General features: G+C 64.1%; 23 protein-coding genes. 8 read left to right on the top strand and 15 right to left on the bottom strand.

Annotated elements, in window-relative coordinates; translation table 11 throughout:
* The 5 genes from FNJ84_RS15590 to gmk form a co-directional block, all read right to left on the bottom strand.
* A partial coding sequence (locus tag FNJ84_RS15590; RefSeq protein WP_143794203.1) for a calcium-binding protein occupies positions 1–1,712 on the bottom strand: 1,712 nt, incomplete at its 3' end.
* Positions 1,713–1,730: 18 nt separating this feature from the next.
* The gene (locus FNJ84_RS15585) at positions 1,731–1,925 is read right to left on the bottom strand and encodes a hypothetical protein (protein WP_143794201.1); all 195 of its coding nucleotides are present in this window, start codon (positions 1,923–1,925) and stop codon (positions 1,731–1,733) included.
* A 140-nt stretch (positions 1,926–2,065) separates the two neighbouring features.
* Positions 2,066–3,172 carry a cell wall metabolism sensor histidine kinase WalK gene (locus tag FNJ84_RS15580; RefSeq protein ID WP_143794199.1) on the bottom strand — a complete coding sequence of 369 codons (1,107 nt, stop codon included), beginning with the start codon at positions 3,170–3,172 and terminating at the stop codon, positions 2,066–2,068.
* Positions 3,172–3,693, bottom strand: a complete 522-nt coding sequence (locus FNJ84_RS15575) for a gamma carbonic anhydrase family protein (protein ID WP_143794197.1) — start codon at positions 3,691–3,693, stop codon at positions 3,172–3,174. The genes FNJ84_RS15580 and FNJ84_RS15575 overlap by 1 nt, the downstream gene beginning before the upstream one ends.
* Positions 3,690–4,319, bottom strand: coding sequence for a guanylate kinase (gene gmk, locus FNJ84_RS15570; protein WP_143794195.1), 630 nt, complete (start codon positions 4,317–4,319; stop codon positions 3,690–3,692). Before gmk ends, FNJ84_RS15575 begins: the two co-directional genes overlap by 4 nt.
* Positions 4,320–4,524: 205 nt before the next feature.
* On the opposite strand from gmk, the gene FNJ84_RS15565 reads away from it, so the two are divergent.
* Positions 4,525–5,292 carry a PAS domain-containing protein gene (locus tag FNJ84_RS15565; RefSeq protein ID WP_255471236.1) on the top strand — a complete coding sequence of 256 codons (768 nt, stop codon included), beginning with the start codon at positions 4,525–4,527 and terminating at the stop codon, positions 5,290–5,292.
* Positions 5,293–5,315: 23 nt separating this feature from the next.
* On the opposite strand, the gene FNJ84_RS15560 is transcribed toward FNJ84_RS15565, so the two are convergent.
* From FNJ84_RS15560 to tgt, 3 genes are all read right to left on the bottom strand, one after another.
* Positions 5,316–6,299 (bottom strand): GNAT family N-acetyltransferase, encoded by a 984-nt coding sequence (locus FNJ84_RS15560; RefSeq protein ID WP_143794193.1) that lies wholly within the window; start codon positions 6,297–6,299, stop codon positions 5,316–5,318.
* A gap of 5 nt (positions 6,300–6,304) precedes the next feature.
* Positions 6,305–7,477 carry a ribonuclease D gene (gene rnd / locus FNJ84_RS15555; protein WP_143794226.1) on the bottom strand — a complete coding sequence of 391 codons (1,173 nt, stop codon included), beginning with the start codon at positions 7,475–7,477 and terminating at the stop codon, positions 6,305–6,307.
* A gap of 256 nt (positions 7,478–7,733) precedes the next feature.
* On the bottom strand, positions 7,734–8,864 hold the full coding sequence (gene tgt, locus FNJ84_RS15550) for a tRNA guanosine(34) transglycosylase Tgt (RefSeq protein WP_143794190.1): 1,131 nt from the start codon (positions 8,862–8,864) through the stop codon (positions 7,734–7,736).
* Positions 8,865–8,986: 122 nt separating this feature from the next.
* Here tgt and FNJ84_RS15545 point away from each other — a divergent pair, with 122 nt between their 5' ends.
* The 3 genes from FNJ84_RS15545 (at position 8,987) to tpiA (ending at position 10,894) form a co-directional block, all read left to right on the top strand.
* Positions 8,987–9,346 (top strand): SUF system Fe-S cluster assembly protein, encoded by a 360-nt coding sequence (locus FNJ84_RS15545; protein WP_143794188.1) that lies wholly within the window; start codon positions 8,987–8,989, stop codon positions 9,344–9,346.
* Positions 9,347–9,703: 357 nt separating this feature from the next.
* Complete coding sequence (locus FNJ84_RS15540; RefSeq protein ID WP_143794186.1) at positions 9,704–10,078, top strand: iron-sulfur cluster assembly accessory protein; 375 nt, start codon at positions 9,704–9,706, stop codon at positions 10,076–10,078.
* A 69-nt stretch (positions 10,079–10,147) separates the two neighbouring features.
* Positions 10,148–10,894 (top strand): triose-phosphate isomerase, encoded by a 747-nt coding sequence (tpiA, locus tag FNJ84_RS15535; RefSeq protein WP_143794184.1) that lies wholly within the window; start codon positions 10,148–10,150, stop codon positions 10,892–10,894.
* Between the two features lie 29 nt (positions 10,895–10,923).
* Here tpiA and FNJ84_RS15530 read toward each other — a convergent pair whose 3' ends face one another.
* Positions 10,924–11,619, bottom strand: coding sequence for a GntR family transcriptional regulator (locus FNJ84_RS15530; protein ID WP_143794182.1), 696 nt, complete (start codon positions 11,617–11,619; stop codon positions 10,924–10,926).
* A 209-nt stretch (positions 11,620–11,828) separates the two neighbouring features.
* On the opposite strand from FNJ84_RS15530, the gene FNJ84_RS15525 reads away from it, so the two are divergent.
* Positions 11,829–13,154, top strand: coding sequence for an oligosaccharide flippase family protein (locus tag FNJ84_RS15525; RefSeq protein WP_255471235.1), 1,326 nt, complete (start codon positions 11,829–11,831; stop codon positions 13,152–13,154).
* Between the two features lie 7 nt (positions 13,155–13,161).
* Here the strand turns inward: FNJ84_RS15525 and FNJ84_RS15520 are convergent, their stop codons facing one another.
* Both FNJ84_RS15520 and FNJ84_RS15515 read right to left on the bottom strand, forming a co-directional pair.
* Positions 13,162–14,661: a Wzz/FepE/Etk N-terminal domain-containing protein gene (locus tag FNJ84_RS15520; RefSeq protein WP_221931994.1), complete on the bottom strand. Its 1,500-nt coding sequence runs from the start codon at positions 14,659–14,661 to the stop codon at positions 13,162–13,164.
* A 4-nt stretch (positions 14,662–14,665) separates the two neighbouring features.
* Positions 14,666–15,376, bottom strand: coding sequence for a CpsD/CapB family tyrosine-protein kinase (locus FNJ84_RS15515; RefSeq protein WP_143794177.1), 711 nt, complete (start codon positions 15,374–15,376; stop codon positions 14,666–14,668).
* Positions 15,377–15,446: 70 nt separating this feature from the next.
* Between FNJ84_RS15515 and FNJ84_RS15510 the strand changes: the two genes are divergently transcribed.
* From FNJ84_RS15510 to FNJ84_RS15500, 3 genes are all read left to right on the top strand, one after another.
* Positions 15,447–16,475, top strand: a complete 1,029-nt coding sequence (locus FNJ84_RS15510; protein WP_143794175.1) for a glycosyltransferase — start codon at positions 15,447–15,449, stop codon at positions 16,473–16,475.
* Positions 16,472–17,299 carry a glycosyltransferase family 2 protein gene (locus tag FNJ84_RS15505; RefSeq protein ID WP_143794173.1) on the top strand — a complete coding sequence of 276 codons (828 nt, stop codon included), beginning with the start codon at positions 16,472–16,474 and terminating at the stop codon, positions 17,297–17,299. The genes FNJ84_RS15510 and FNJ84_RS15505 overlap by 4 nt, the downstream gene beginning before the upstream one ends.
* 333 nt (positions 17,300–17,632) lie before the next feature.
* Positions 17,633–18,280: a sugar transferase gene (locus FNJ84_RS15500; protein WP_255471234.1), complete on the top strand. Its 648-nt coding sequence runs from the start codon at positions 17,633–17,635 to the stop codon at positions 18,278–18,280.
* Positions 18,281–18,340: 60 nt separating this feature from the next.
* Here the strand turns inward: FNJ84_RS15500 and FNJ84_RS22050 are convergent, their stop codons facing one another.
* The 4 genes from FNJ84_RS22050 to FNJ84_RS15485 all read right to left on the bottom strand — a co-directional run bounded on the left by FNJ84_RS22050 (position 18,341) and on the right by FNJ84_RS15485 (position 25,048).
* Positions 18,341–18,517 carry a hypothetical protein gene (locus FNJ84_RS22050; protein WP_185968559.1) on the bottom strand — a complete coding sequence of 59 codons (177 nt, stop codon included), beginning with the start codon at positions 18,515–18,517 and terminating at the stop codon, positions 18,341–18,343.
* 297 nt (positions 18,518–18,814) lie between these two features.
* Positions 18,815–19,465 carry a 4'-phosphopantetheinyl transferase gene (locus FNJ84_RS15495; protein WP_255471233.1) on the bottom strand — a complete coding sequence of 217 codons (651 nt, stop codon included), beginning with the start codon at positions 19,463–19,465 and terminating at the stop codon, positions 18,815–18,817.
* A complete protein-coding gene (locus tag FNJ84_RS15490) occupies positions 19,462–24,084 on the bottom strand; it encodes a MupA/Atu3671 family FMN-dependent luciferase-like monooxygenase (protein WP_143794169.1) in 4,623 nt (1,540 codons plus the stop codon). Before FNJ84_RS15490 ends, FNJ84_RS15495 begins: the two co-directional genes overlap by 4 nt.
* Positions 24,085–24,088: 4 nt before the next feature.
* Complete coding sequence (locus FNJ84_RS15485; protein WP_143794167.1) at positions 24,089–25,048, bottom strand: glycosyltransferase family 2 protein; 960 nt, start codon at positions 25,046–25,048, stop codon at positions 24,089–24,091.
* Between the last annotated feature and the right edge of the window lie 4 nt (positions 25,049–25,052).

Genomic DNA, 25,052 nt, shown 5'->3' with positions numbered 1-25,052 from the left:
AGCGTGTCGCTGCCGCCGCGCCCGTCCAGCCGGTCTTTGCCCTTCTCGCCCCACAGCACGTTGTCGCCGGCATCGCCGAACAGCCCGTCATTGTGGTTCGAACCCGAGATATTCTCGATCGAGGTCAGCACATCGCCTGCTGCATCGCCCCTGTTGTTCGCGGGCGTGACCAGATCGACGACCACGGCCGCCGCCGCATCGGCGTAACGCGCCCGGTCCTTCCCGGTGCCGCCCAGCAGCTGATCCGCACCGACGCCGCCCTGCAAGGTGTCGTTGCCGGCGCCGCCCAGCAGCACATCCGCGCCCTGCCGGCCAAACAGCGCGTCATTGCCGTCACCGCCGCTCAGGCTGTCGCGCCCGGCGCCGCCGTCGATCAGCAGCCGGCCGGTGCTATCGCCGCCGAAGGTATCATTGCCCTTGATCGTGTCATTGCCCTGGCCGCCGTAGATGGTTGTTCTGAATGCACCAGGCAGGTCGGATGACAGCTCGATCAGGTCATTACCCGTCCCACCCATGATGGTGCCGAAGAACTGCTTAATCGCGATGTGGTCATCGCCGGCACCTGCCCTGATCACACCAGAGACGATATCGGGGTCCGGCTCTGCCGCAAAGATACTGTCCTGCCCGCCGCCAGTGTTCAGGTCGATGACGGCCCCGGAACGGCCGAACCCGACCACATCCGCACCATTGCCAAGAACAGCCTTGGTGCTGCCGCCGTATATCTCAAGCAAGACGGCCTCGTCGCCGCCGAAATAGTGCAACCAGCCTGAGGGCAGACCCGGCACATAGTCATCACCGGAAAGCATTACCTCTTCGAAACCGCTGACGACCATAAAAGCGGAATCATTCGCGGTCGCACCGGGACGTGCATCAATGACGACAGTCTCACCCGGCTTGGCCAGGGTGTAGATGGTCAGGAGATCGGTACCTGCGCCGCCATCCACCCGTCCCCCAGAGGACAAGTCAGCAGAGAAACGGTCATCGCCACGGCCCATCCTGACATCGAAGGCGTAGTAGCTGACATTGACAACGTCATTCCCGCCGCCCATCCGCAACGTGGCCATCCTGTCACCCGTAACCTGCGAACCGCCCCAGACGTCATATTCGACAGCCAGGCGGGTGCTGCGGCTGCCGTCCAGAATCGTCAGATCCTGGCTTTCGCCTTCGTATCCGACGGATTCGGCCGACCAGATCGCGATCGTGCTGCCAGTGCCTTCCCGACCGCCCCGCAGATCAAGGGTAAGCGGGTCGGTCAGCAGATGTTTGACATCAACTCTGTCAAACTCGCCGCCGGCATTGATCGTGGTATCAACAGGGCCGGACGGGGCAATGTCCAGCCCGATCGTGTCGTTTCCTGCGCCAGCAACGACATGGCCGCCCATGAAACTGATCCGGTCATTGCCGATGCCCGCGAAAATCTGGCCCGGATTAAGCATGTTGATGATGTCATTGCCCTCGCCACCGAATACGATATCGCTGCCGGAATAGCTGCTGATGGTGTCGTTCCCTGCGCCGCCATCCAGGGTATCGGTGCCCGGATCCAGAAGGCCAAAGGTTGAATCGGTCAGCCTATCGGCACCCGCGCCGCCCAGCAGCCTGTCGACGCCAAAGATGCCCGACAGCCGATCATCGCCGTCCAGCCCGTTGATCAGGTCATCTCCTTCACTGCCCAGCAGCGTGTCATTTCCGGCGGTTCCGTTGAATGTGGGCATGGTCAGGTCCTTCCAATATCAGCCACGCGCGCCAGTCGGCGCGGTGGGCATGTCAAAACTGTCAAAGGTAACAAGCGCAGCGATGTCAGCGCATCCGATGCGCACGCACTCCGCCATCCGGTTGCCGCGGTCGCCGAGTGTGGAAAGGCGGCCCGTCAGGCCCGCTATCCCGGTCACATTCGTCACGACCAAATCCTCGTCAAACAACGTCATCGGCAACCACTTGCTGCGCCGCAGACAAGCCGGCCCGGCAGTGATGTCAAGACAGGGACGAGACTATTGCGCATAACCCAACGAAAACCTGCCCGATCAGTCAGGATATTCGGTCAGGTCGCCCAATTCTGGCCTATCGGCTAGCCGCCCTGCTGACGTTCCGGCAGAATCACCGTGAACCGGCTGCCCCTGCCCTTTTCGCTGTCGATGCGCATCTGCCCGCGGTGGCGGTTCACGATATGCTTGACAATCGCCAGCCCCAGCCCGGTGCCGCCCTGACTGCGCGAGCGATGGGCATCGACGCGATAGAAACGTTCCGTCAGGCGTGGCAGATGCAAGGCTTCGATGCCCTCTCCGCGATCTTCGACCGTTACCGCCCAGCCCGGACCCCGCAGCCGCGGTTCATGCGCGACATGATCCAGCGTGACCCCGATCCAACCGCCGGACCCACCATATTTCATCGCGTTTTCAACAAGATTCTGGAATACCTGCACCAATTGGTCGGCATCGCCCGATACCCGAACCTCGGATGTGGGCAAGGCCGTCTCCAGCTGAATACCGGCGCTTTGCGCGGCCGGCCCAAGCGTCTGGACGACACCGCGCAAAAGGCCCGTCAATTCGATCTGCCCGGTCGGGCGGCGGCGTTCTTCGGCCTCGACCCGGCTTAGCGACAGCAGATCACCAACCAGACGGTTCATGCGCCCGGCCTCGGATTCCATGATGGTCAGAAAGCGCGCGCGGGCTGCGGCATCGTCGCGCGCCGGGCCACGCAGCGTCTCGATGAAACCGATCAGCGCGGTCAGCGGGGTGCGCAACTCGTGGCTGACATTGGCGACGAAATCGCGCCGCATCTGGCCGGCCTGTTCGATGCCGGAATTATCCGTCAGCGCGATCAGCGCGCCGCCCCCCATCGACACCGGCAGCGGCGTCGTGGTGATGTCGACGGGCAGTTCTCGCCCCTCGACCGTGATCGTCACATGCAGCGCATGCCCCTGCGCCGGCGCGGCTGGCGCCTGCGGATCGGGCAGAGGCGCGGGGTGGTGATCAGGATCAAGCACCCATTCCAGCGACCGGATGACCGCCGGGTGACGCAACACCGTGACGAAAGGTCGCTCGACCAGATCGGGACCGAACAGGCGCTCGGCCGTCGGATTGGCGGCAATGATGCGCATCCGCCCGTCCACCGCCAGCATTGCCATGGGTACCGCACCCAGAAGGGCCGCAATCTGGCGCGGATCGGGGCGCATCAGGCGACGGGCTTCAGGCCGTTCCGATAGCGCGCGGCATTGCGGCGATAGCGGGCCGCCGATTCCAGCAGCCCGGCACGCGCGGCCTGATCCAGCTCGCGCACGATCTTGCCGGGCACCCCCATCACCAGCGCGCCGGGCGGGATCACCTTGCCCTCGCCGATCAGCGCCCCGGCCCCGATCAATGCCCCGTCGCCGATGGTTGCGCCGTTCAGGATGGTCGCGCCCATGCCGACCAGCACCCCGTTGCCGATGGTGCATCCATGCAGGATCGCGCGGTGGCCGATGGTGCAATCGGCGCCAATCGTCAGCGGATAATCGGGATCGGTATGGCAGACCGTCAGATCCTGCACATTGCTGCCCCGGCCGACGCGGATTTCCTCGTTGTCGCCGCGCAGCACCGCGCCCCACCAGACGCTTGCGCCCTCTTCCAGCACCACGCGGCCCATCAGCTGCGCATCCTGCGCCACCCATGCATCACCCGCAATCTGCGGTGCGATCCCGTCCAGTTCCCAGATCATTCGCCCCCCTCCATAAGCTGTTTCACGAATGCGCCCAATCCGGCCTGATGGTCGCGCCGCAACCGTTCGGCGGCCAGGATCGTGCGCAGATCGGCTTCGGCCCGGTCCAGATCGTCATTGACCAGGACATAATCATATTCGGCCCAATGGCTGATCTCGGCCCGGCTTTTGGCCATGCGCCCGGCGATCACCTGATCGCTGTCCTGACCACGCGCCCGCAGCCGGCGTTCCAGTTCCGGCAGCGAGGGCGGCAGCACGAAGATCGAGACCACATGCTTGCCAAGCGCCGAGGCGCGGATCTGTTGGCCACCTTGCCAGTCGACATCGAACAGCGTGTCGCGGCCGGCGCGCATTGCCGCCTCGACCGGGCCACGCGGGCTGCCGTAAAGATTGCCGAACACCTCGGCATGTTCCAGCATCTGATCCTCGGCCACCAGGCGGCGAAACTCGACCGGGGTGGTAAAGTGATAATGCTGGCCGTCCACCTCGCCCGGACGCGGCGGGCGTGTGGTCGCGGAAACCGAAAAGCTGAGACTGTTATCCCAGTCCATCAGCCGGCGCGCCAATGTCGACTTGCCGGCCCCCGAAGGCGATGACAGGATGACCAGCAGACCTGTGCGTTCCATGCATTCCCCTGATATGGCCCCCGATATGGCGCGCTGCCCTGACATGGCGCAGGCCATGGCCATGGTCAAGCCCGCCCGCGCGCCTGCCAGATACCGGGGTCGGGTTTAACCATCTGTTAACAATGGACTCGGAACGGCGGAAACTTGCGGTTATCCTGACCATGTTCATGATTTGAGTTCGACCCGGTTTCCAGGAAAGCAGCCTGTGTCCAATGACAACCACAATTCCGGCGATCACCCGCCAGACGGCGCCTCGGGCCGGCTGCTGCACATGGTCGATTTCGATCACGGCAATCCGGCGCGGATCCTGGCCGAGCTGCGCCAATATTGGCAGGGCTTGCGGCAGGGACGCGCCATCCCGTTGCGCGCCGATGTGGAACCGCAAGGCATCCGCCGGGCGCTGGACTATGCCTTTATTCTGGAACGGGTGGCGCCGGGTGCGGCGCGCTTCCGCCTTGCGGGGCGCCATCTGATCGACCTGATGGGGATGGAGGTGCGCGGCATGCCACTGTGTTCCTTTCTGAACCCACCGTCGCGCGGGCGGCTGTCTGACGTGCTGGAAACCGTGTTTCGTGGCCCGCAACTGGCCCTGCTGATGCTGGAGGCAAAGGCCGAATATGGCAGGCCGGCGATGCGCGGCCGGATGCTGCTGATGCCGCTGCGGTCGGATCTGGGGGACGTGACCCGTGCCCTCGGCTGCCTGATCGCCGAGGGAGAGCTGGGCACCGCGCCCCGCCGGTTCGATCTGGCCGAGGATCAGGTGATCCCGATCTTCGAGGGCGCCGAGGTCATCGCGCCGTCGCCCTCTGCCCGCAATTTTGCCGAAAGCGCCGCGGAATGGCAGGCAAAGCCGCCGCGCAAGGATCCCGCTGCGGCTGCGGCGGGCGCGGCAGGACGGCCAGCCGCGCCGCTGCCCCCGGAAACCCCGGAAGAACGCCGCGCCCGATTCCGCATCATCGCCCGTTCGGACTGACCCGCCCGGACCGCAACCCGCGCTCAGCCTTTGCGCCGATGCAGCAGTTTTCCAGGGGCCGCAGCGTCCCTGCCGGCCGATGGCAACATGGTGTCCTGCGTCACCGCAAAGCCTGCGCGCTGCAACATCCGGGCCGAGGCCGGGTTGTCGTCGAACACCCCGGCTTGCAGCAAGGGCGGGTCAAAGCGGGCATCCACCTCGGCCAGAAAGGCAGCCAAGGCCTCTTGCCCAAGACCCCGGCCCCAACTGTCGGGCGACATGAAATAATAGATCGGCGCGCCGTCCGGCTGCCCCAGCTTGCCGATCCCGATCGAGCCGATGATCCGCCCCTCATGCCGGATCGCCAGCCGCATCGGCGGCACCAGCGATTCCGAAGGGAAGATCTGGGCGAAATCGCGCATCGGCATTCCGGGCGAGAAGATGAACAGCATCCGCGCAACCTCGGGCCGGGTTGCGATCCCGTGCAAGGCCGGCAGGTCGGCGGGTTGGACCCGGTCGATCAACAGGCGTCCGGTGTCGATTGAAATACCGTGGTGCAAGGCGAAATCTTCGCGCGTCAGGGTCAATCCGATACCGGGAAGGCTGCGCCCATCCGCGCGAGTGGGGATCTGCGTCGGTTGCTCGTCACCAAAGCCAAGCTGCGTCAGCAGTGCAAACGATGCGACATTAGTTGGCTGCACCCGCGCCCGCACCTGTTGGCAACCATCGGCAAAGGCACGGGACAAGGCCAGCACTGCCGCCCGCCGCGCGACGCCTTGCCGCCGAAAATCCGACATCACCCAATAGCCCAGATGATCGCCGCCGCGCACCGTCCCGGCAAAAACGCCATCGACCCGGATCGCATATTCGTCGGCCCCCGCATTCGCCATGAAATGCCGCGCCTCTGTCAGGCCATAGGGCTGGGGCAGTTCCGGCAGCCAGCGCACGATTGCGGGATCGGTCAGCGCCTTGACCATCGGCGGCGCATCATCAGGGCGGAACCGATCCAGCGTGACGTGCCCGGCCATGGCAATCAGCCCGTGACCGGAACGACGCGAACAGCGCCACCCTTTGCCGACAGCGCGATCTGGCCATCCGCCAGCCGCAGCGCGTCATTGCCGAAAACCTCGGCCCGCCAGCCAGACAGCGCCGGCAGGTCGCGCAATCCGCTGGCGATTGCATCCAGATCGGCCGCAGACGCGATCAGCTTGGACGCCACCCCCGCCTGATCGGATTTCGCCTTGAGCAGCACCCGCAGCAGATCCGACAGGGCCGGATTGCCCGGCCGGCCCGGTTCGGCACTGTCAGGCTGCGGCAGATCGCGCGTTTCCTGCCCGGCCTTGACCGCGGCCAGAATACCGGCGGCAATATCGCCACGCCGCGCCTCGCGCAGCAGCAGCCGCGACTTGCCCAGATCGGCCTCGTCCGCGGGCTTGGTCGAGGCCAGCTCGATCATGGCATCGTCCTTGTAGACACGCGAACGTGGAATATCGCGGTCCTGCGCATAAGCTTCGCGAAACCGCGCCAGTTCGCGCAGAATGGCCAGAAAACGTGGCGAGTTCGACCGCGTGCGCACCCGCAGCCACGCCTCTTCGGGGCGGGTCACATAGGTTTCGGGATCTTCCAGCACGGCCATTTCCTCGGCCAGCCAGCTGTCGCGCCCCGATTTCCGCAACTCGGCCGCGAGATATTCATAGATCGCCCGCAGATGGGTGACATCGGCCAGCGCATAGGATTTCTGCGCATCCGACAGCGGCCGGCGCGACCAGTCGGTGAAGCGCGAGGATTTGTCCAGATTGGCCCGCACGATCTTGCGCACCAGCGTCTCATAGCCGACCTGTTCGCCAAAGCCGCAGACCATGGCTGCAACCTGCGTGTCAAACAGCGGCTCGGGGAAGATGCCCGCGTCGTGGAAGAATATCTCAAGATCCTGCCGTGCGGCATGGAACACCTTGACCGTGGCCTTGTGCCGGAACAGGTCGTAGAGCGGTTCCAACGACAGATCCTTTGCCAATGGATCGACCAGCACCGCCGCCCCACCCTCGCCATTGGCGCCCGATGCGGGCGGCACGGCCAACTGGATCAGGCAAAGCTTGGAATAATAGGTCCGTTCGCGCAGGAACTCGGTATCGACGGTGACATAGGGGGCCGATTTCGCGATCTCGCAGAACGCGGCAAGCTGGTCGGTCGTCGTGACGGTGGTGATTTTATCGCTCATGCAGGCCTTTCACGCGGCGGTTCGTCCGCCAGTCGTGCAGGAATAGACCTAAAAATTACATAAAAAAAGAGGGTTGGTGGCATGACCGCCGGCAGTGTTGCAGATTGTGCAGCATGCTCTGCAATCATCATCCTCGCGCGGCATTCCCGCCATCGGCACAGATCCGGCACGCCTGTGCCGATGGCGGGATATGTCTGATCACGTCGGCGGCAGCAGGCAAGGATCCGCGACCTGTGATCACCGATCACAGGGGCGGCAGATCGCCCTCGGCGCGCTCTGCGTGGAAATCCGCCACGAAGTCATCCAGTCGACCAGCGGCGATGGCGTCGCGAAGACCGGCCATCAGATCCTGGTAATAATACAGGTTGTGCCAGGTCAGCAGCATGCCGCTGATCATTTCACCCGCACGGAACACATGATGCAGATAAGCGCGACTATAGCCCCGGCAGGCCGGGCAGGCGCAGGATTCGTCCAGAGGGCGAGGGTCGTCTGCATGGCGGGCATTCTTGATGTTGACCTGCCCGCGCCGGGTCCAGGCCTGCCCGGTTCGCCCCGAACGCGACGGCAGCACGCAATCCATCATGTCGATCCCTCGCTGCACCGCGCCGACAATGTCATCGGGTTTGCCCACCCCCATCAGATAGCGCGGCTTGTCCTTGGGCAGGAAACCCGGCGCATAATCCAGCACGCCGAACATTGCCTCCTGCCCCTCGCCGACGGCCAGCCCGCCGACCGCATACCCATCAAAGCCGATGGCCTTCAGCGCCTCGGCACTTTCCTCGCGCAGCTCTGGTGTCACGCCGCCCTGCATGATCCCGAACAGGGCATGGCCGGGCCGGTCGCCAAAGGCATCGCGCGAGCGCTGCGCCCACCGCATAGACAGGCGCATGGATGCCGCCACCTCGGCCTCGCCGGCCGGCAGCGCCGGGCATTCGTCAAAGGCCATCACGATATCGCTGCCCAGCAGGCGTTGAATTTCCATGCTGCGCTCGGGCGTCAGCACATGCCGACTGCCGTCGATATGGCTGGCGAAGGTCACGCCCTCCTCGGTCAGCTTGCGCAGCCCGGCCAGGCTCATGACCTGAAAGCCGCCACTATCGGTCAGGATCGGCCGGTCCCAGTTCATGAACCGATGCAACCCGCCAAGCCGGTCGATGCGTTCCGCGCCGGGCCGCAGCATCAGATGATAAGTATTGCCCAACAGGATATCGGCCCCGGTCTGGCGCACCGATTCCGGCAACATCGCCTTGACCGTGGCAGCGGTGCCCACGGGCATGAAGGCCGGGGTGCGGATCTGCCCCCGCGGGGTCTGGATCACGCCGCTGCGGGCAAGGCCATCGGTGGCGTTAAAGGAAAAGGCAAAGCTCATGATCATCCGCCTGCTGTGACCGGGCGTCCTTATAGCCTTTGCATTGACCGTGCAACGCGGCCCCGCAGCCTCTGGACCCCGGACAATGCAACACTTATATAAATCCTCGGAATTGCCGAGGACCCGCCATGAGCTCTGACCCGATGATGGAAGGCACGCCGCTGATCCGGCCGTCCACGACCGAACACCCCCTGTATGAACAGGTGGTCGAGGCCTGCAAGACGGTTTATGACCCGGAAATCCCGGTCAATATCTATGATCTGGGGCTGATCTACACGATCGAGATCGACGATCAGAACGCGGTCAATGTGCTGATGACCCTGACCGCGCCGGGCTGCCCGGTCGCAGGTGAAATGCCGGGATGGGTCGCTGACGCGATCGAACCGTTGCCGGGCGTCAAGCAGGTCGATGTCGCGATGACATTTGAGCCGCAATGGGGCATGGACATGATGTCTGACGAAGCACGGCTGGAACTGGGCTTCATGTAATCTTTGGCGTCGCAGGGGGGCTGACTGCCCCCCTCGCCCGACCTGCGGTCGGACGCCCCCCCGTGGATATTTTCACATGGATGATGGCAGCTTAGCCTTTTCTTAAGACCCAGCTGTCAGATTGTGCAGGCGGTACAGGCGGGGACGCCGATGACCGCCACGGGTGATGCCACATTCCGGGCCGGTGATGCGTTCCGCCGGAATGTGTGCGCCTGCCCATCAGCCGTGTCCCAATATCCCCGCCGGAGGCATCTGTCCGCGCCATTCACGCAATGTTCGGCCGTCCGCGCAGCCGCAGCACTTGAGCCGGGACGAAGCCGGCACTATCTTTAGGCAGCAGGATCGAAAGGCCATCTCATGTTCGGCATTCCGGGCAAAAGCCCCGTCACCATCACCCCCGCCGCCGAGCGGCAGATTGCCCGCCTCATGTCGGGCAAACAATCCGCCGGTCTGCGCATCGGGCTGAAGAAGGGTGGCTGCGCGGGAATGGAATACACGATGGAACTGGCCGAAGCCGCCGACAAGGCCGATGAGGTCGTCGAACAAGGCGAGGCACGGGTTCTGATCGCGCCCATGGCCCAGATGTTCCTGTTCGGAACCGAGATCGACTATGAATCCGGCCTGCTGGAATCAGGTTTCAGGTTCCGCAACCCCAATGTCACCGATACCTGCGGCTGCGGCGAGTCCATCCGTTTCGAGCCCCTGGAAGGATCTCGTGCGGCCGAGGGCTGAGCACAGGCTTGATCCTGTCAGCCACCCGGCCTAATCCCTGTCCCGGACAAGACATGGGAGAGAATGATCATGGCACCGCGCAGACTTGCCGCCGGGAACTGGAAGATGAACGGCGACCTGGCCCAATTGGCCGAGGTTGATATTCTGTTGCATGATCACCCTGCGCCGGGATGCGATGTGCTCATCTGCCCGCCTGCGGTGCTGATCCATCCAATGAAGGCCCGGATCGGCGATGGCGGCATTGCGGTCGGCGGGCAGGATTGTCACAGCGCCGCCTCGGGGGCGCATACCGGTGACATTTCGGCGGGGCAGTTGCGCGACGCCGGCGCCACGCATGTGATCCTTGGTCATTCGGAACGGCGGACCGATCATGGCGAAACCGATACCCATATTGCGGCCAAGGCCGCCGCCGCCTGGCAGGCCGGGCTGGTCGCAGTGATCTGCGTCGGTGAATCCGAGGCACAGCGCGATGCCGGCGAAACGCTGGCGGTCATCGCCGCCCAACTGGCCGGTTCGGTGCCTGACGGGGCCACGGCGGCCAATACCGTCATCGCCTATGAACCGATCTGGGCCATCGGCACTGGCCGCACCCCGACCAACGCACAGATCGCCGAGGTGCATGGGCTGATCCGCAACCAGATGACCGAGCGTTTCGCAGAAGGCCCCGACATGACGCTGCTTTATGGCGGCAGCGTCAAGCCCGGCAATGCGGCCGAGATCTTCGCCATTGACCATGTGAATGGCGCGCTGGTCGGCGGCGCAAGCCTGAAAGCCGCAGATTTCGGCGGTATCATCGCCGCGCTTGGCGCCGCGTGACCTTTGCCAATTAACCCTGTCGGCCGGCGCTATAGCCCGACAACGCTGCGGCGGCCCAGGATCCCGCGCGAGGCCCGGATCGCCTCGACCACCTCGCGATGCACGGCCGCCGCATGGCGGCGTGCGGCCTGGACCGCGGCCTCGGCATCGCCCGCGCCAACCAGATCGAGGATCTCGTGATGTTCGCGATGCGTGACCGCCCGCCCCTCGTCCGAGGCGACGACAAGCCAACGGGCGCGGATGGTGCGGATCGTAATATCGCGCAGCGCGGCCGTCAGGCAGCGATTGCCTGACAGGTTGGCCAGCCGCACATGAAAATCCATCGCCATTGCCAGCCAGCGTTCCGGCGTGAAGATATCGTGGCTTTCTGTCGCGTCGCGACGGATCGCATCAAGCGCCTCGGCAGTCGCATTGCGGGTGGCCAGGCGGATTGCAGCGGGCTCGACGATATCCCGAAAGGCGAAGATCTCGGCAATCTCGTCCATATCGAAAGGCGCCACGATATAGCTGCGCCCCGAACGCAGCACCAGTCCGTCGCCCGCCAGGCAGAGCAGCGCCTCGCGGATTGGCGTGCGCGAGACGCCGTAGTCGCTTTCCAATGCCCGTTCGGACAGCGGCTGCCCAGGTGCAAGTTCCAGTGACAGGATGTCGAAACGCATCCGTGACAGCACATCGGGCCGTTCACCTGTCTCGCCAGGTCGTGAATGCGCAGGGGCGTTGGTCATCGGCGTCGTCTCCTGCTTTCGGTATACCAGTTTGGAATGCGCGTTCAATCCTCATTCCCGCGCTTGCCCAGGGGCCATATGCGGATTGTCGATTGACCCGCCGTCGATCAAACCGGCATAGCAGCTGACAAGGCAATACAATCGCCAGAACGGGGCAGAATTTACCAATGATCCGCCGATTTGCTAACAGACTGTCGCAGGAGCAGGGCATGTCCTGGCGCGCACTCAGGGGGGCCATCTGGACCCTGCTGGGTTTTGGCGGGAACCAGGCGATCCGGCTGGTGGTCAATCTTATCCTTGCCCGGCTGCTGTTTCCCAGTGCCTTCGGCACCATGGCCCTGTTGATGGTGGTGATCCAGGGGTTGAACAATTTTTCCGATGTCGGCACCCGCCCCGGCGTCATCCGCAGTCCAAGAGGCGACGAGCCCGAATTTCTGAACACCGCCTGGACGATCGAGATCATTCGCGGCGTCGTCTTGTGGCTGACCTGCTGCGCACTGGCAGTCCCCTTTGCGCGGTTCTACGACACCCCGGAACTGGCGACCTATCTGATGGTGGCGGGTTTCAGCGCCGTGATCGCCGGGTTCACGCCGATGCGCGTGCTGACGGCCGAGCGGCACCTGTCGCTGCGCAGCCTCACCAAGGCCGATCTGCTGACCCAGCTGGTGACCAGTTCCGTTCTGATCCTGCTGGCCTGGATGACAGGTTCGGTCTGGGCCATGGTCATCACATTGGGCTTTGGCGGCATCATCCGCATCGCCATCATCCTGTGGCTGATCCCCGGCGATCGCGACCGGCTGTTCTGGGACCGTGCCGCCGTGAGAGAGCTGACCAGCTTTGGCAAATGGATTTTTCCCAGCACGATCATGGGCTTTCTGATCAGTCAGGGCGACAAGGCGATTCTGGGGCGTTACCTGACACTTGCGCAGCTGGGCCTGTATAATATCGGCTATTTCCTCGCCAGTTTTCCCCTGATGCTGGGCGGCTCGGTCATGGGGCGGATCATGATGCCGCTTTGCCGCGAATCCCCGCCAAGCTCGGGCCGCGAGGCATTCATCCGGTTGCGGCGGATTCGCTTTGTGCTGACCGGCTCGATCATGGTGGCGACCTTGCTGGTGGCATTGTTAAGCCCGGCCATCGTCGGCTTTCTCTATGACGAGCGATATCAGCAATCCGCCACCATGCTGACCCTGATCGCCTGTGTCGCTGTGCCGCAGATCGTGGTTCTGGGTTATGACGCTGTCGCGCTGGCCGCTGGCGATTCCCGCGGCTTCTTCATCCTGATCGCCGTCCGTGCCGTGCTGTTTCTGGGCTGTTTCTGGGTGGGATCACACATGGCGGGACTTTACGGTGCCTTGCTGGGGCAGTTCATCGGCACCGTCCTGAACTATCCAACCGTGGTGTGGCTGGCGCGCAAGCATCATGCTTGGGATCCCTTGCATGATGCGACCTATGCCCTGATCGGGTTGATCGGGCTGATCATGATCGCCCTGCCCCGACTGGATGCAATTCGCCAGCTTGCGCTGATCGGCTGAAGCCGGATCAGCCCCCGCCGCCCTGGCGAACCGACGGCGGCAGCATGTCGGCCAGCCAGCCTGGCATCAGGTTCATCATCCACAAGGCCAGCAACAGCCCCAAGACGGCGACCGAGACCACATAGGTATTGCGGACCAGCTGCCGAAACTCTTCCTCGTCCGAGGGGCGGAAGGGCAGCGAAATGACGGGCCGCAGGCCTGTCACGGCCTCGAACTGGCGCGAATTGCGCAGGACCGGGTTCAGCAGATCCAGAAACAACGCCAACCCGCCCGCAACCGCGATGCTGAGAAACGCCCCCAGAATGGCGCTGCGCTTGCGGTTCGAGGCAACCGGAAATTCCGGCGGCACGGCCGGTTCCAGAATGACCATGTTTTCGGTCTGGTTGTTCTCGCTGAGCAGCCGCAGGGCGTCGATCTCGGCCAGGCGGCGGGACAGTTCGGTATATTGATCCGCGATATGCTGGCGGCTGCGCTGCAATTGTTCATAGACCTGCAACACCTCCGAGGTGCGGCTTTGGGACTGCCGGATCTCGGCCTGACGCTGCTCGATTTCCTCCATGCTGGTTTCCATCGACACAATCTGCGAGTCGATCAGGCTAAGCTGGCGCCCCAGCCCCGATCCCCCCTCGTCGCTGCTGCCTTCGTTGATCGCAGTGATCACCCGCTCAAGGCGCTGGATTTCGGGATGGCCGGCGGGCAGGGTCCGTCGCGCCTGTGCCAGCGCAACCTCGGCCGACCTCAGCTGCTGGACGATCGAGGCGCTGTCATCGGAAACCGGGGTCTGTTCAAGCGCCAAACGTTCGCGCTGCGTTGTCATCAGGTTCTGCCGGGTGATGGTCTCGCGCTCGGCCAGGCTGACCAGCTCGGCTTGCAGAAAGGCCCGCGATTCCGGCAGCGAATCCTCGTTCGCGGCAGTATAGGTGGCGATCTCGCGATCTTGCTTGTCCAGCTCGCCTTCGACACGCAGCAATTCCGCATTCAGGAAATCGGTGGCGTCCGCGATCCTGTTTTCGCGGTTGCGGCGGTCGCTGGTCACAACATCATTGGCAAGGTCATTGGCAACATTGGCCGCCGTCTGCGACTGCCCGGCACGTGTCGAAATGACGATCGAGGCCAGGCTGGCCGGGCTGTCGATCCCGGTGGCCGAGGCCGCGATGCTTTCAATCCGGGTATTCGATCGCAAGACCTCGATCTTGAAGCTGTCGGGCATGTCCTGCACACCGCCGAACAGATCATAACGGTCGATCAGTCGCAGCATGTTTTCGCGCGACATCAGCCGCTGCTCGATCTGCTGCACCCGCAACGCTGCGGGCGGGGCGGAACGGGTCACCGTATCGGAAATCACCGGCGCATTCACCTGGATGACCGCCCGCGCCTCGTAGACGGCGGGCGAGGTGACGGCCAGATACAGCGCCCACAGCAGGCCAACGACCAGGACCGTCATCACCAGCGGCAAGCGCCGCCAGATCAGCGAGATGAAGTCACCTATGGATTGAATGGGGCCCAAGGCGCTACTCCACGATCTCTGCCTTGTTCAGCACGACGCCCAGCAATGGCGGCATGTCGGCCAGCAAACGCTGGCAATCGGCCACGTTGCGGCCCGTGCCCGACATCCCGTCAGCCACCAGAAGCACCGCATCCATCGCCGGCAGGGCGGCCAGCCCCTCATCCGTGCCCAGAACCGGGCCCAGATCGAAAATCGCCAGGTCACATTGCGATTCGGTGACCAGCTGGCCAATCCGCTCGCGCGCCAGTTCGTCCTGCAACAGCTCGGCCCCGCCATCGACCGGCCCATCGGGCAGGCAGCAGCTGAGCCGGCCCTGGCTTTCGATCCGAATCATGAAATCGGCGGGCTTGATATCCTGCGCCATGAGGTAAGGGACAAAGCGCGGATCGCCCTGCAACCCCAGCTGCACCGCCAGCGCAGGATTTCCAAGTGCCAGATCGACCAGCAACACCTCGTGATGCGGCATGCGCGCGGTGGCCAGCGCCAGATTGGCGGCCACATAGGTCGCGCCCGCGCCATCTGTCATCGGACAGACGCCAAGCCGTTTCCAGCCCTGCCGCCCCATTTCCTGCATCAGCCTGGTCCGCAGCACCGAAAACCGGCTGGCCACATCCATTGACTGACGCCGCGTTGGCCAGCCAAACACATCGCGCAGCCGCGCCGCAAAGGCGGGCAGTCCACCTTCGCGCAGATCATCACTGGGCTGAGCTCTCAAATGCGGCGTGCTCCTGAATATTCCACTAAAACTATACTGTCCCGGCAGTCGGCATGGTAACGTCTCGCACATGAACGTCACAACAGCAAATACCGAAAAAATTGACGAATTTCCGCACGATCGCGCGAAACACGCGACGGTTGCAGCCGTCGTCATCGGCAGGAACGAGGGCGACCGGCTGGTCCGCTGCCTGAAATCGCTGCAACACAGGGCCATGCCGGTCATCTATGTCGATTCCGGCTCGACCGATGGAAGTATCGAAAATGCTGTGCAGTTGGGCGCCGAGGTGGTTCGGCTGGACAGCAATATCCCCTTCACCGCCGCAAGGGCGCGCAATGCCGGATTGCAGCGCCTGCGGGATGCGGGGTGGCACGGTCCGGTGCAATTCGTCGATGGCGATTGCGAAATCGAGGCCGGCTGGATCGAGGCCGCCCGTGACCGGCTTGCTGCTGATCCACGATTGGGAATCGTCGCTGGCCGCAGGCGGGAACGGTTTCCCGATCGCTCGGTTTTCAACCGGCTTTGCGACGCGGAATGGGACACGCCCATCGGGCCGGCCCTGGCCGTGGGTGGCGACATGATGGCGCAGACCGGGGCGCTGGCGGCCATCGGCGGGTTCCGTGACGAGATGATCGCCGGCGAGGAACCCGAAATGTGTCTGCGCCTGCGTGAAGCCGGCGGCTCGATCGAAAGACTGGACCTGCCGATGACCGTGCACGATGCAGACATGCACCGGTTCGGGCAATGGTGGCGTCGCGCCCGCCGGGCCGGTCACGCATTCGCCGAGGGCAACTGGCTGCATGGCGACAGGCCCGAGGCGTTCTGGCGCCGCGAGGTGCGCCGCGCCGTCCTGTGGGCAATGCTGCTTCCCGCCGCCATTCTGCTGGCCATGCTGGTCCTTGGCCCCTGGGCGCTTCTGGGGTTGCTTCTCTATCCCTTGCAGATCGCCCGCCTGGCCATGCGCATGGGCGGCGACCGCGAGGCGCTGATCCGCGCCGGCTTTCTGACCTTGTCGAAATTCCCCGAGGCACAGGGCATTGCAGAGTTTCACCTGCGCCGCCTCTGGGGCCGCCGGGCAGGCCTGATCGAGTATAAATGATTCCGTTCAGTATCATTATCCCCGCAAGCAATGAGGCCGGATATATCGGCCGCTGCCTGATATCGGTTCTGGATCAGGATTATCCTGGCCCTGTGCAGATCATTGTCGTCGCCAATGGCTGCAAGGATGACACAGCGGACCGCGCCGCCCGGCTGAGCGACCGCTTTGCACAACGCGGTTGGCACTTGCTGGTCCTCGAACGCGCCGAGGGCAGCAAGATCGGCGCCCTGAATCTGGGTGACGAACATGCGGCCCATGGCCACAGGCTGTATCTGGACGCCGATATAACGATGGATCCCGACATGCTGGGCGCGCTGAGTGTCGCGCTGGCCGACGACAGACCGCTTTATGCGGGCGGTCGGCTTGTCGTCGCGCCATCGCGCAGCGCTGTCACCCGCGCCTATGGCCGCTTCTGGTCACGCCTGCCCTTCATGACCACAAATGTCACCGGTGCCGGTCTGTTCGCCGTCAACCCCGCCGGGCGGGGTCGTTGGGACCAGTTCCCGCAAGTAATCTCGGACGATACATATGTGCGGCTGCACTTTGCGGAATCCGAACGGCTGCTGGCCAATTCAGGCTATCTCTGGCCGATGGCGAATGGGTTCGGCCGGCTGGTCAGGGTCCGCCGCCGACAGGATCTTGGTGTCCGGGAAATCGCCCGCATATATCCTGACCTCCTGCGGAATGAGGGCAGTACACGGCCCGGCCGCCTGCAACTGCTTGGCCTTGCGCTGCGCGATCCCATCGGCTTTCTGACCTATGCCGCCGTCGCGCTGGCCGTGCGTGCAGGACGGGGCGATGGCAGCTGGAGCCGCGGTCGCTGACATCAATAAAACGAAACAGTTTAGAATCAATGCGGCACATTGCAGCCATGAAACAACCCATAGTTGTTAAATGAATCAACAATAACTTTGGGGCGTCGCGGCACTCGCTCTATTGTTGAGTCAATAAAACGTACGGTTTAGTTCCCGTATGGTCTTCTTTTGGTCAACCTAATGATTTGGACAGGTTTCCGGGGCCCGGCACAAGGACTCGGATAAAAAAGCCTAAAATTTGTTTTTTCTTTTAACGACCGGTGTATAGTGAGTATCTGTTACCCCCCCTCCGAGTGTTTTTAGCGAATGAAATACGGTCCTGACACAATGACGGCTCTGGCCTTGGCTGAAGCCACGTCCTCATCGGCCATAGGCGCCCAGGATGGCATCTATGTCCGTTTCATCAAACGGCCTCTGGACATCGTCCTGGTGCTGTTAGCCTTACCGCTGCTGCTTCCGATTGTGCTTGTCGTGCTTTTCTTTGCATGGCGGGAAAGCGGTTCGCCGTTCTACAGCCAGCAGCGATTGGGCAAAAGCGGCCGCAGCTTCCGCATGTGGAAGTTTCGCAGCATGGTCCCGAATGCCGATGCGCAACTGGCCGTCTATCTGGCGGCCAACCCGGAAGCGCGTCAGGAATGGGACAGCACGCAGAAGCTGAAGAATGACCCCCGGATCACCCGGTTCGGTCGTGTGATCCGCAAGTCGTCGCTGGACGAGTTGCCGCAACTGTGGAACGTGCTGCGCGGCGACATGAGCATTATCGGCCCCCGGCCGATGATGGTCGATCAGGCGCAACAATATCCTGGCGCGGATTACTATCACATGCGGCCCGGCGTCACCGGGCTGTGGCAGATCACCGATCGCAATGACAGCACCTTTGCCGAGCGCGCGACCTTTGACGCGGAATATGCCCGGACCTTGTCGCTGCGGAACGATGCACTGATCCTGATCCGCACCTTTGGCGTGGTTCTGCGCTGCACGGGATACTGACCCGGTTTCGGCCGGGTCAGCCAGACCGTCGATCACCGCAAGATTTCGCAGCCCAAAGACTTATTGGGCTGCGATGACCTGATTGCTGCGTTCCTGCCGTTCGACACAGCGGAAGCGGAACCACGCCGCGATCAGGGTGCAGGCCGCGCCGCCAAAGGCATAAATGCCGAAGGCCGCCAGCAAACCGGCGCCGAACAGAAAGACCGCGCTTAACGCTGCGATGGCTCCGAAAGCCATACCTATGCCCAATAGTGCTATCAGTCTTCCACCCCTTCCGTTGCCTGCAGGGTGCCGCAGCTTCTGCGTGCACTCTACTGAAAAGAATCGCGTCAGATGGATTTACCGAAAAATCGCTTAACGAGAGGTTAATTTCCGGCGGAAACTCGCCAAATCGGACAAAAGTATGTAGTAATGCCTGAAGTCAACGCCTGAAAGACGAAGTGGTTCATTTTTTTTCGCCCGGATCTCGGGCCTTCAGCGGTCACAGATTGGTGATCCGGGCATCGGACGGGCGGGCTGACCTGAAAAAACGAATCAGTTTCCCCGTGAACGAACCGTGCCCCCGCCGAGGCTGATCGCCAGGTAGTGCCCCATCGACCGGCACCATTTACCGCGCATCAGGCCGGCACCGCGAACACAGCCGGCAAAGCGCCCTTGCTGACCCAGAACCAGCGCAATATCGGCAAAGTCCAGCATCGCCCCCGTCTGCGGGAACTGCCGCTTGAACAGGGCCTCTTTGGCGCAGAACACGATCAGCGGGTCCAGAAGCTGCGGCATCATCCGATACGGGCGCAGGCTATCCGCCAACCCCTCGGGCGTCGGCGCATCGACCGGTTCGATATCGACCCCCAAGTGACGATCCGGGCGATCCGAGGCAAGCGCAATGCACAGACCCCCCGCATGCGACAGGCTGACGGACAGATCCGGCGGCAGATCCGGGCGGCGGTCGGGACCTGGCAAGATCGGCCGGTCGGGCGGCAGGGCGCGCCCCAGCTGGGCAATGGCCTGACGCAGCGCCAGCCGGCCCGAGGCAAACTCGGCCCTGCGGCTGGCGACCGCGCGGCCAAGCGCGGCCTCTTCGGCGGGCAGCAAGCCCCCCTGCCCGATGCGAACCACGGCACAGCCGATATCCGCAGGCAGCATCGACCTTGCGGCTTGCAGCAGCGAATCTTCGGCAGTGCTCACTCGCGATTGCGCAGCTGCGCCCGCAAGGCCCGTCGCCGTGCCATCGGATCATCATCCGCCGGCACCGATCCGACCGCATCGGCCCGGGCCGTGATTGGGGCGGCTTGTACTGGCGCAGGTTTCGGCGACGCAGCGGTCGAACCGACGCCGCTCAGCTTCGCGACATGGCGTTGATAATCGGCCAGAACCGGAAAGCGGAACACATCCGTCACACCAAGCGATGCCAGCGCCAGCCGATCCCTCAGCACCCGGTGCAGCTGAATGGCCAGCAGTGAATGGCCGCCAATGGCAAAGAAATTGTCCTTCGCACCAACGGACTGAAGCCCAAGCGTCTCGGCCCAGACCTGATGCACCACGCCAGACGGATCGGCACCACTGGTCATGCTGGCCGCAGGGGCCTCGGCCGGTGTCGACACGACAGCGGCGGCGGTCTGCGTGACCGGCGCGGCCGGTTCGGGCAGCGCCTTGCGGTCGATCTTGCGATTGGGCGTCAGCGGCATTGCCGACAGCCGGGTGATCCGAGCGGGCAGCATATGCTGGGGCAGAAGGTCCTGCAAACCCGCACGCATATGCGCCTCGTCCAGCATTTCGTCGCCCGTTACATAGGCCAGAAGCCGCCCCTGACCCGAGGTATCGGGCCGCAAGATCACCACCGCCTCGCGCACGCCGGGCAGTTCGGCCAGCCGCGACTCGATCTCGCCCAGTTCGATGCGGAAACCCCGCAGCTTGATCTGGCCATCGGCACGGCCCAGAAAATCCATCTGCCCATCGCCGCGCCAGCGCACCAGATCACCGGTGCGATACATCCGCTTGCCACCCGGCGCGGCCTGCGCATCACGCACGAAGGGATCGGCGCGGAAGGCCGCCGCTGTCAGATCGGCACGGTTCCAATAGCCGCGCGTCACCCCATGGCCGCCAATCCACAGCTCGCCCTCTTCGCCGTCGCCCAAGGGCTGCCCGGCCTCGTCCAGAACGTAAAGCTGGGTATTGGCGATCGGCGGCCCAAGCGGCGTCGCATCCTGATCCGGCGCAAGGCGCGCGACCGAGGACCAGATCGTCGTCTCGGTCGGGCCATACATGTTCAGGATCTCGGCCCCCGTCACCGCCCGAAGATCGCGCACCAGCGAGGGCGGCAATGCCTCGCCGCCGATCATCACACAGCGCAGGCAGGCCATCGCGCTGGCGACGGTGGGGTCGGTGACCAGAATGCGCGCCATGCTGGGGGTGCATTGCAGATGCGTGACCTTGTGGCGCCGGATCTGCGCGGCAATCGAGAAATCGCCCGCATCGGGGGCATCTTCGCCCGCAAAGGCGGCCGCGACCTGTGCCAGCAATGGGAAAGAACCCTGCACCACATCGGGCGCGATGCCATAGTCGATCAGGCAGGCAATCTCGCCCACGCCGATCCGTTGCAGCTGTTCGACGCGTGTAATGGCGTCCTGCACGCTGCCGAACAGGCCGGAATCCTCGAAATAGCGCAGGAAGGCAAATTCAAGAATGCCGTCCATTTCCTCGTCCGACAGGCTGCCAAGGTCGATGGCCATCGGGTTGGTCATGCCTTCGGGCCGCTTGAAAGCGGGGAAATCCCAGGCATATTGTTTCACCAGCGCGGCGGCAGCGCGAAGATAATCCTTCATCGGTTCGCGCGCGACCTCGCGCGCCGTTTCACGATCTGCGGCCAGATAGGAATGCAGCATCAGCGTCACGGTGAAATCGGCCGGGTCATGGCCCGCCTCGCGCAGGGCTTCGTGGTAATCCTTGATCCGCTGCTCGACCACGTCGATGCTTTGGCCAAGCAGATGGGTCAGGACATTCGCGCCAAGGCGCCCGGCCTCTTTCCAGGTTTCCGGGTTGCCCGCCACCGTGACCCAGATCGGCAGCTCGGGTGAAACCGGCCGGGGCTGGGTGCGCACCGCATGCATGGTGCCGTCGGCCTTGGGAAATTCGACCTCTTCCCCCCGCCACAGCCGGCGCAGGACGTCGACCGTGTCGATCATCGCCTGCTTGTTTCTGGGCGGCGTATTCTCGGGGCGCAGCACGAAATCATCCGGCTGCCAACCCGAGGCCACGGCAATCGCCGCGCGCCCGCCGGTCAGGTTGTCGATCACGGCCCATTCCTCGGCCACGCGGGCCGGATGATGCAGCGGCACCACGCAACTGCCCGCACGGATGCCAAGCCGGCTGGTCACGGCCGCCGCCGCAGCACCCGTCACTGCCGGGTTGGGATAGGGGCCACCAAAGGCGTGGAAATGCCGTTCGGGCGTCCAAAGCGCGGCAAAGCCGTTCTGGTCGGCAAAGCGCGCGCCCGCCAGCAGCAGTTCGTATTTCTTCGGGCCAACACCATCGTCATTGCCCCAATAGAACAGGCTGAAATCCATCGCGGCACGGGATTTTGGCGCGGCGTTGCCGGAAACAGCCAGCCGTGATTCCTCGCCCGCGATAACCAGCGTCAATCCGCGCGCCAGCGACCAGAAGATTTCGAGCACCGAAATGTCAAAGGACAGGCTGGTCACGGCAAGCCAGGCATCGCCGGGCTGCGCCGGAATGATCGCATCCATGCCGGCAAAGAAATTGGCGACATTGCGATGTTCGACCATCACGCCCTTGGGCTTGCCAGTCGAGCCCGAGGTATAGATCAGATAGGCCAGATGTTCCGGCCCCACGGCGCTGTCGGGCGGGCCGGGGTCCTCAGCCGGGGGGATGGCCTCGATCGGGATCAACTGGGCGCCATGACCGGCGGGCAAACCGGACAGACCGGGCTGGGTCAGCACGATCCGGGTGCCGCTGTCGGTCAGGTAATGTGTCAGCCGGTCCTGCGGATAGTCGGGGTCCAGCGGCAGATAGGCGCCGCCCGCCTTCATGATCGCCAGCGCGCCGATCACCAGTTCCGGGCCGCGCCGGGCAAACAGCCCGACCGGCTGATCCGGCCCGACGCCCTGATCGACCAATTGCCGGGCGAGGCGGTTTGCGGCGGCCTGCAACTGGGCGCGGGTCAGGCTGCGATCCTGGAAAATCACTGCGGTGGCAGCGCCATCTGCGGCGGCGGTTTCGGCGATCAGGCTGTGGATACAGACCTCGCGGATCGCGGCCAGACTGTCGTTGCGGGCATAGAGCAGTTCATCCCGCTGCGCCGGATCCAATGCACCAATGGCGCTGACCGGCGCATCGGCGGGGGCCATGATCGCGCGGGCCAGCCGGTCGGCAAGCCGCTGCGCCTCCTCGGCGTCCAGGCGGGTGCTGTCGTGATGCAGCGTCACCCCCGTCGGGCCGAGGCTGACCGTGAATGCGGTGCCAGAAATGGCCCCACGCCCGGCAAGGTCCAACCCGATTTCCGGTGCGGATGCTCCGTGCAATTCCGGCGCACGATGCAGCAGATCGGCGGCAAAGGGACCGCGCGCCGCCAATTGGTCGACATGCGCGCCAAACGACCCGGCAAATGCGCCCAACAGCCCTTCGGGCGCAATGGTCAGGGGCAACCATTCCGACAGAATGCCAAGCGTTTCGGGATGGTTCGCCGGACGCAGCGCCATCGACAGCGCCCCGCCCGCGCCGCGCCGCGCCAAAAGGGCGACAGCCGCCGCAACAGCCAGCGGCGAGGCGGGCTGCTCGGAAACCGCGATATTGGCCCAATCGCCTTGCGCCACATCGGCCCGGCCAAGCGCGGTCTTTGCCAGCTGCCTGCGCCAGAACCCGTCCTGCCTGGCAACCGGAGCCGCCAAAGCCTCGATCCGCGCACGCGCCGCATCATCTGGCACCGGCAATTGCGCGCCCACTTCGGGCAAGCCCGCCTGCCCCGGCACCATATCCAGCCGCAGCGCACCATCGCCCACGGCAACGGTCAGCTCATCGGCCTTGCGTGCCAGAACCGTGCCAGGCGCCGCACTGCCCGGCACAATCTCGGCCCTGGCGACCAGCGCGACGCCCTCGGCCAAAGCCAGTTTCGGTCGGGCCAGCGGGTTCCAGTAATCGCCGTGATCCAGCGCCCGAACCAGTCGCGCCAGCCGCTCGGCCGGCTGGCGCAGATCCAGCAGCGCCGCCGCGTCGGGCCGCTTGTCCCGCGCGAAATAGCCGCGCGCACCCATGGCCTGCGGTCGGGGGCTGAGTGTTCCGCGCTCAATCTCATTCAGTATTTCATCAAAACTTTCAGACCCTTGTACAAAACACTTCGCGTTTAATGTAAGGGCGGTCTCGCTGGCATCAATTTCGAACTCGCGCAGGGCCAGCACATCGCCCGTGTCAATCCCCTCGGCAATCAGATGCCAGGTGATCGCATGGCGGTCGCGGCCTTCGAGAATTGCCCAGACCGGCACGTTGATCCCGGCCATGCCCGGCAGCGGGCCATCGTGGAAATTGATCGCGCCGCGCTGCCCGCGAGCCAACATGTCCGGCTTCAGGATGGACAGGTTCGCCACGCTGAACAGCCAGTCGGCCACCGGCGCATCGGCTGGCATCGGTGCATCCTGATCCTCGACCGGCAGGCCCTGCCCCTGCGCCCAATCGCGCAGCTCGGCATTGCGGGTCACGACCGCCGCGATGCGATGACCGCGCGCGATCAGCGTTTCCGCCGCATGGCGCGTCAGCACCTCATTGCCCACCAGAATGGCGCTGAAACCGCTCATCATTTCACCCTTTCCTGACCTCTTTGCCGCCGAACGACCGGCGCAGCATCTCGACCGCGTGACCCGGCGGCGTTTCGGGGTCGCGCCGCTGAAGCAGACAGCGCAACCGCCAAAGCCCATTGCCGGCGACCCAGGCCAGCGTCGCCGCCATCGCACCCACGCGGCCGTGATGCTTCTCGAAATAATATTGCCGCGAATCATACCAATACGCCGGCATCTTCACCCAGCTTTTCATGCCGGTACTGGCCGATCCGATATGCGTGACCAGACTGTCCCAGACATAATGCGTCTGCCACCCCGCCAGCGCCGCGCGCCGGCACAGATCGGTTTCCTCGAAATACAGAAAGAACGTCTCGTCAAACAGGCCGATCCGGTCCAGCACCTCGGACCGGATCATCATGCTCGCCCCCGCCGACCAATCCACCTGCCGCGAGGCATCGGGCTGCGGTATGGTCACCACCGTCTTGCGCAAAATCCGCGTCACCGGACCTGATCGGCTGGCCCCCTCGAACTCGCCGGCGGCAGAGGGGAAACGGAAGGCGGTGTCATGGGGCACATCATCGTCGCCGCGCAGCCGCGAACAGGCGATACCGCATTCGGGATGGTCCGCCATATGGTCGATCAGCGCGGCAATCGCGCCGGACCGGGGAAAGGCATCCGAATTCAGCAGATAGACCAGATCGGCCCGCCGCCCATCCGGCATGCCAGCACGGATCCCGACATTGTTGCCTGCGCCGAAACCACCGTTATGGTCGCTTTCGATCAGCGCAACACGGCGCCCATCCAACCAGCCACGCGCCTCGCCCTCGGCCTTCAGCCGCTGATAGGAATCGTCGCCCGAGCAGTTCTCGACAATGGTGATCCCCGCGTCCAGGGCCTCGGCTTCACGCAAGGCCGTCTCGACACAGCGCAGGGTCATGTCGGGCGTGCGGAAATTCAGGATGACAATGTGCAAGGCCGGCATCAGG

Source organism: Paracoccus sp. M683 (assembly GCF_007096355.1).
Lineage (GTDB): Bacteria > Pseudomonadota > Alphaproteobacteria > Rhodobacterales > Rhodobacteraceae > Paracoccus.
This window is presented reverse-complemented; position numbering and strand designations above follow the sequence as displayed.

Excerpts from the sequence above, each read along its gene's own strand:
- tpiA (WP_143794184.1), top strand. The coding sequence starts at position 10,148 with ATGGCACCGCGCAGACTTGCCGCCGGGAACTGGAAGATGAACGGCGAC.
- FNJ84_RS15525 (WP_255471235.1), top strand. The coding sequence starts at position 11,829 with ATGTCCTGGCGCGCACTCAGGGGGGCCATCTGGACCCTGCTGGGTTTT.
- FNJ84_RS22050 (WP_185968559.1), bottom strand. The coding sequence starts at position 18,517 with ATGGCTTTCGGAGCCATCGCAGCGTTAAGCGCGGTCTTTCTGTTCGGC.
- FNJ84_RS15580 (WP_143794199.1), bottom strand. The coding sequence starts at position 3,172 with ATGCGCCCCGATCCGCGCCAGATTGCGGCCCTTCTGGGTGCGGTACCC.
- FNJ84_RS15490 (WP_143794169.1), bottom strand. The coding sequence starts at position 24,084 with ATGAGCGGTTTCAGCGCCATTCTGGTGGGCAATGAGGTGCTGACGCGC.
- gmk (WP_143794195.1), bottom strand. The coding sequence starts at position 4,319 with ATGGAACGCACAGGTCTGCTGGTCATCCTGTCATCGCCTTCGGGGGCC.
- FNJ84_RS15485 (WP_143794167.1), bottom strand. The coding sequence starts at position 25,048 with ATGCCGGCCTTGCACATTGTCATCCTGAATTTCCGCACGCCCGACATG.
- FNJ84_RS15510 (WP_143794175.1), top strand. The coding sequence starts at position 15,447 with ATGAACGTCACAACAGCAAATACCGAAAAAATTGACGAATTTCCGCAC.
- FNJ84_RS15545 (WP_143794188.1), top strand. The coding sequence starts at position 8,987 with ATGAGCTCTGACCCGATGATGGAAGGCACGCCGCTGATCCGGCCGTCC.
- FNJ84_RS15585 (WP_143794201.1), bottom strand. The coding sequence starts at position 1,925 with ATGACGTTGTTTGACGAGGATTTGGTCGTGACGAATGTGACCGGGATA.
- FNJ84_RS15540 (WP_143794186.1), top strand. The coding sequence starts at position 9,704 with ATGTTCGGCATTCCGGGCAAAAGCCCCGTCACCATCACCCCCGCCGCC.
- FNJ84_RS15560 (WP_143794193.1), bottom strand. The coding sequence starts at position 6,299 with ATGGCCGGGCACGTCACGCTGGATCGGTTCCGCCCTGATGATGCGCCG.
- FNJ84_RS15530 (WP_143794182.1), bottom strand. The coding sequence starts at position 11,619 with ATGACCAACGCCCCTGCGCATTCACGACCTGGCGAGACAGGTGAACGG.
- tgt (WP_143794190.1), bottom strand. The coding sequence starts at position 8,864 with ATGATCATGAGCTTTGCCTTTTCCTTTAACGCCACCGATGGCCTTGCC.
- FNJ84_RS15505 (WP_143794173.1), top strand. The coding sequence starts at position 16,472 with ATGATTCCGTTCAGTATCATTATCCCCGCAAGCAATGAGGCCGGATAT.
- FNJ84_RS15575 (WP_143794197.1), bottom strand. The coding sequence starts at position 3,693 with ATGATCTGGGAACTGGACGGGATCGCACCGCAGATTGCGGGTGATGCA.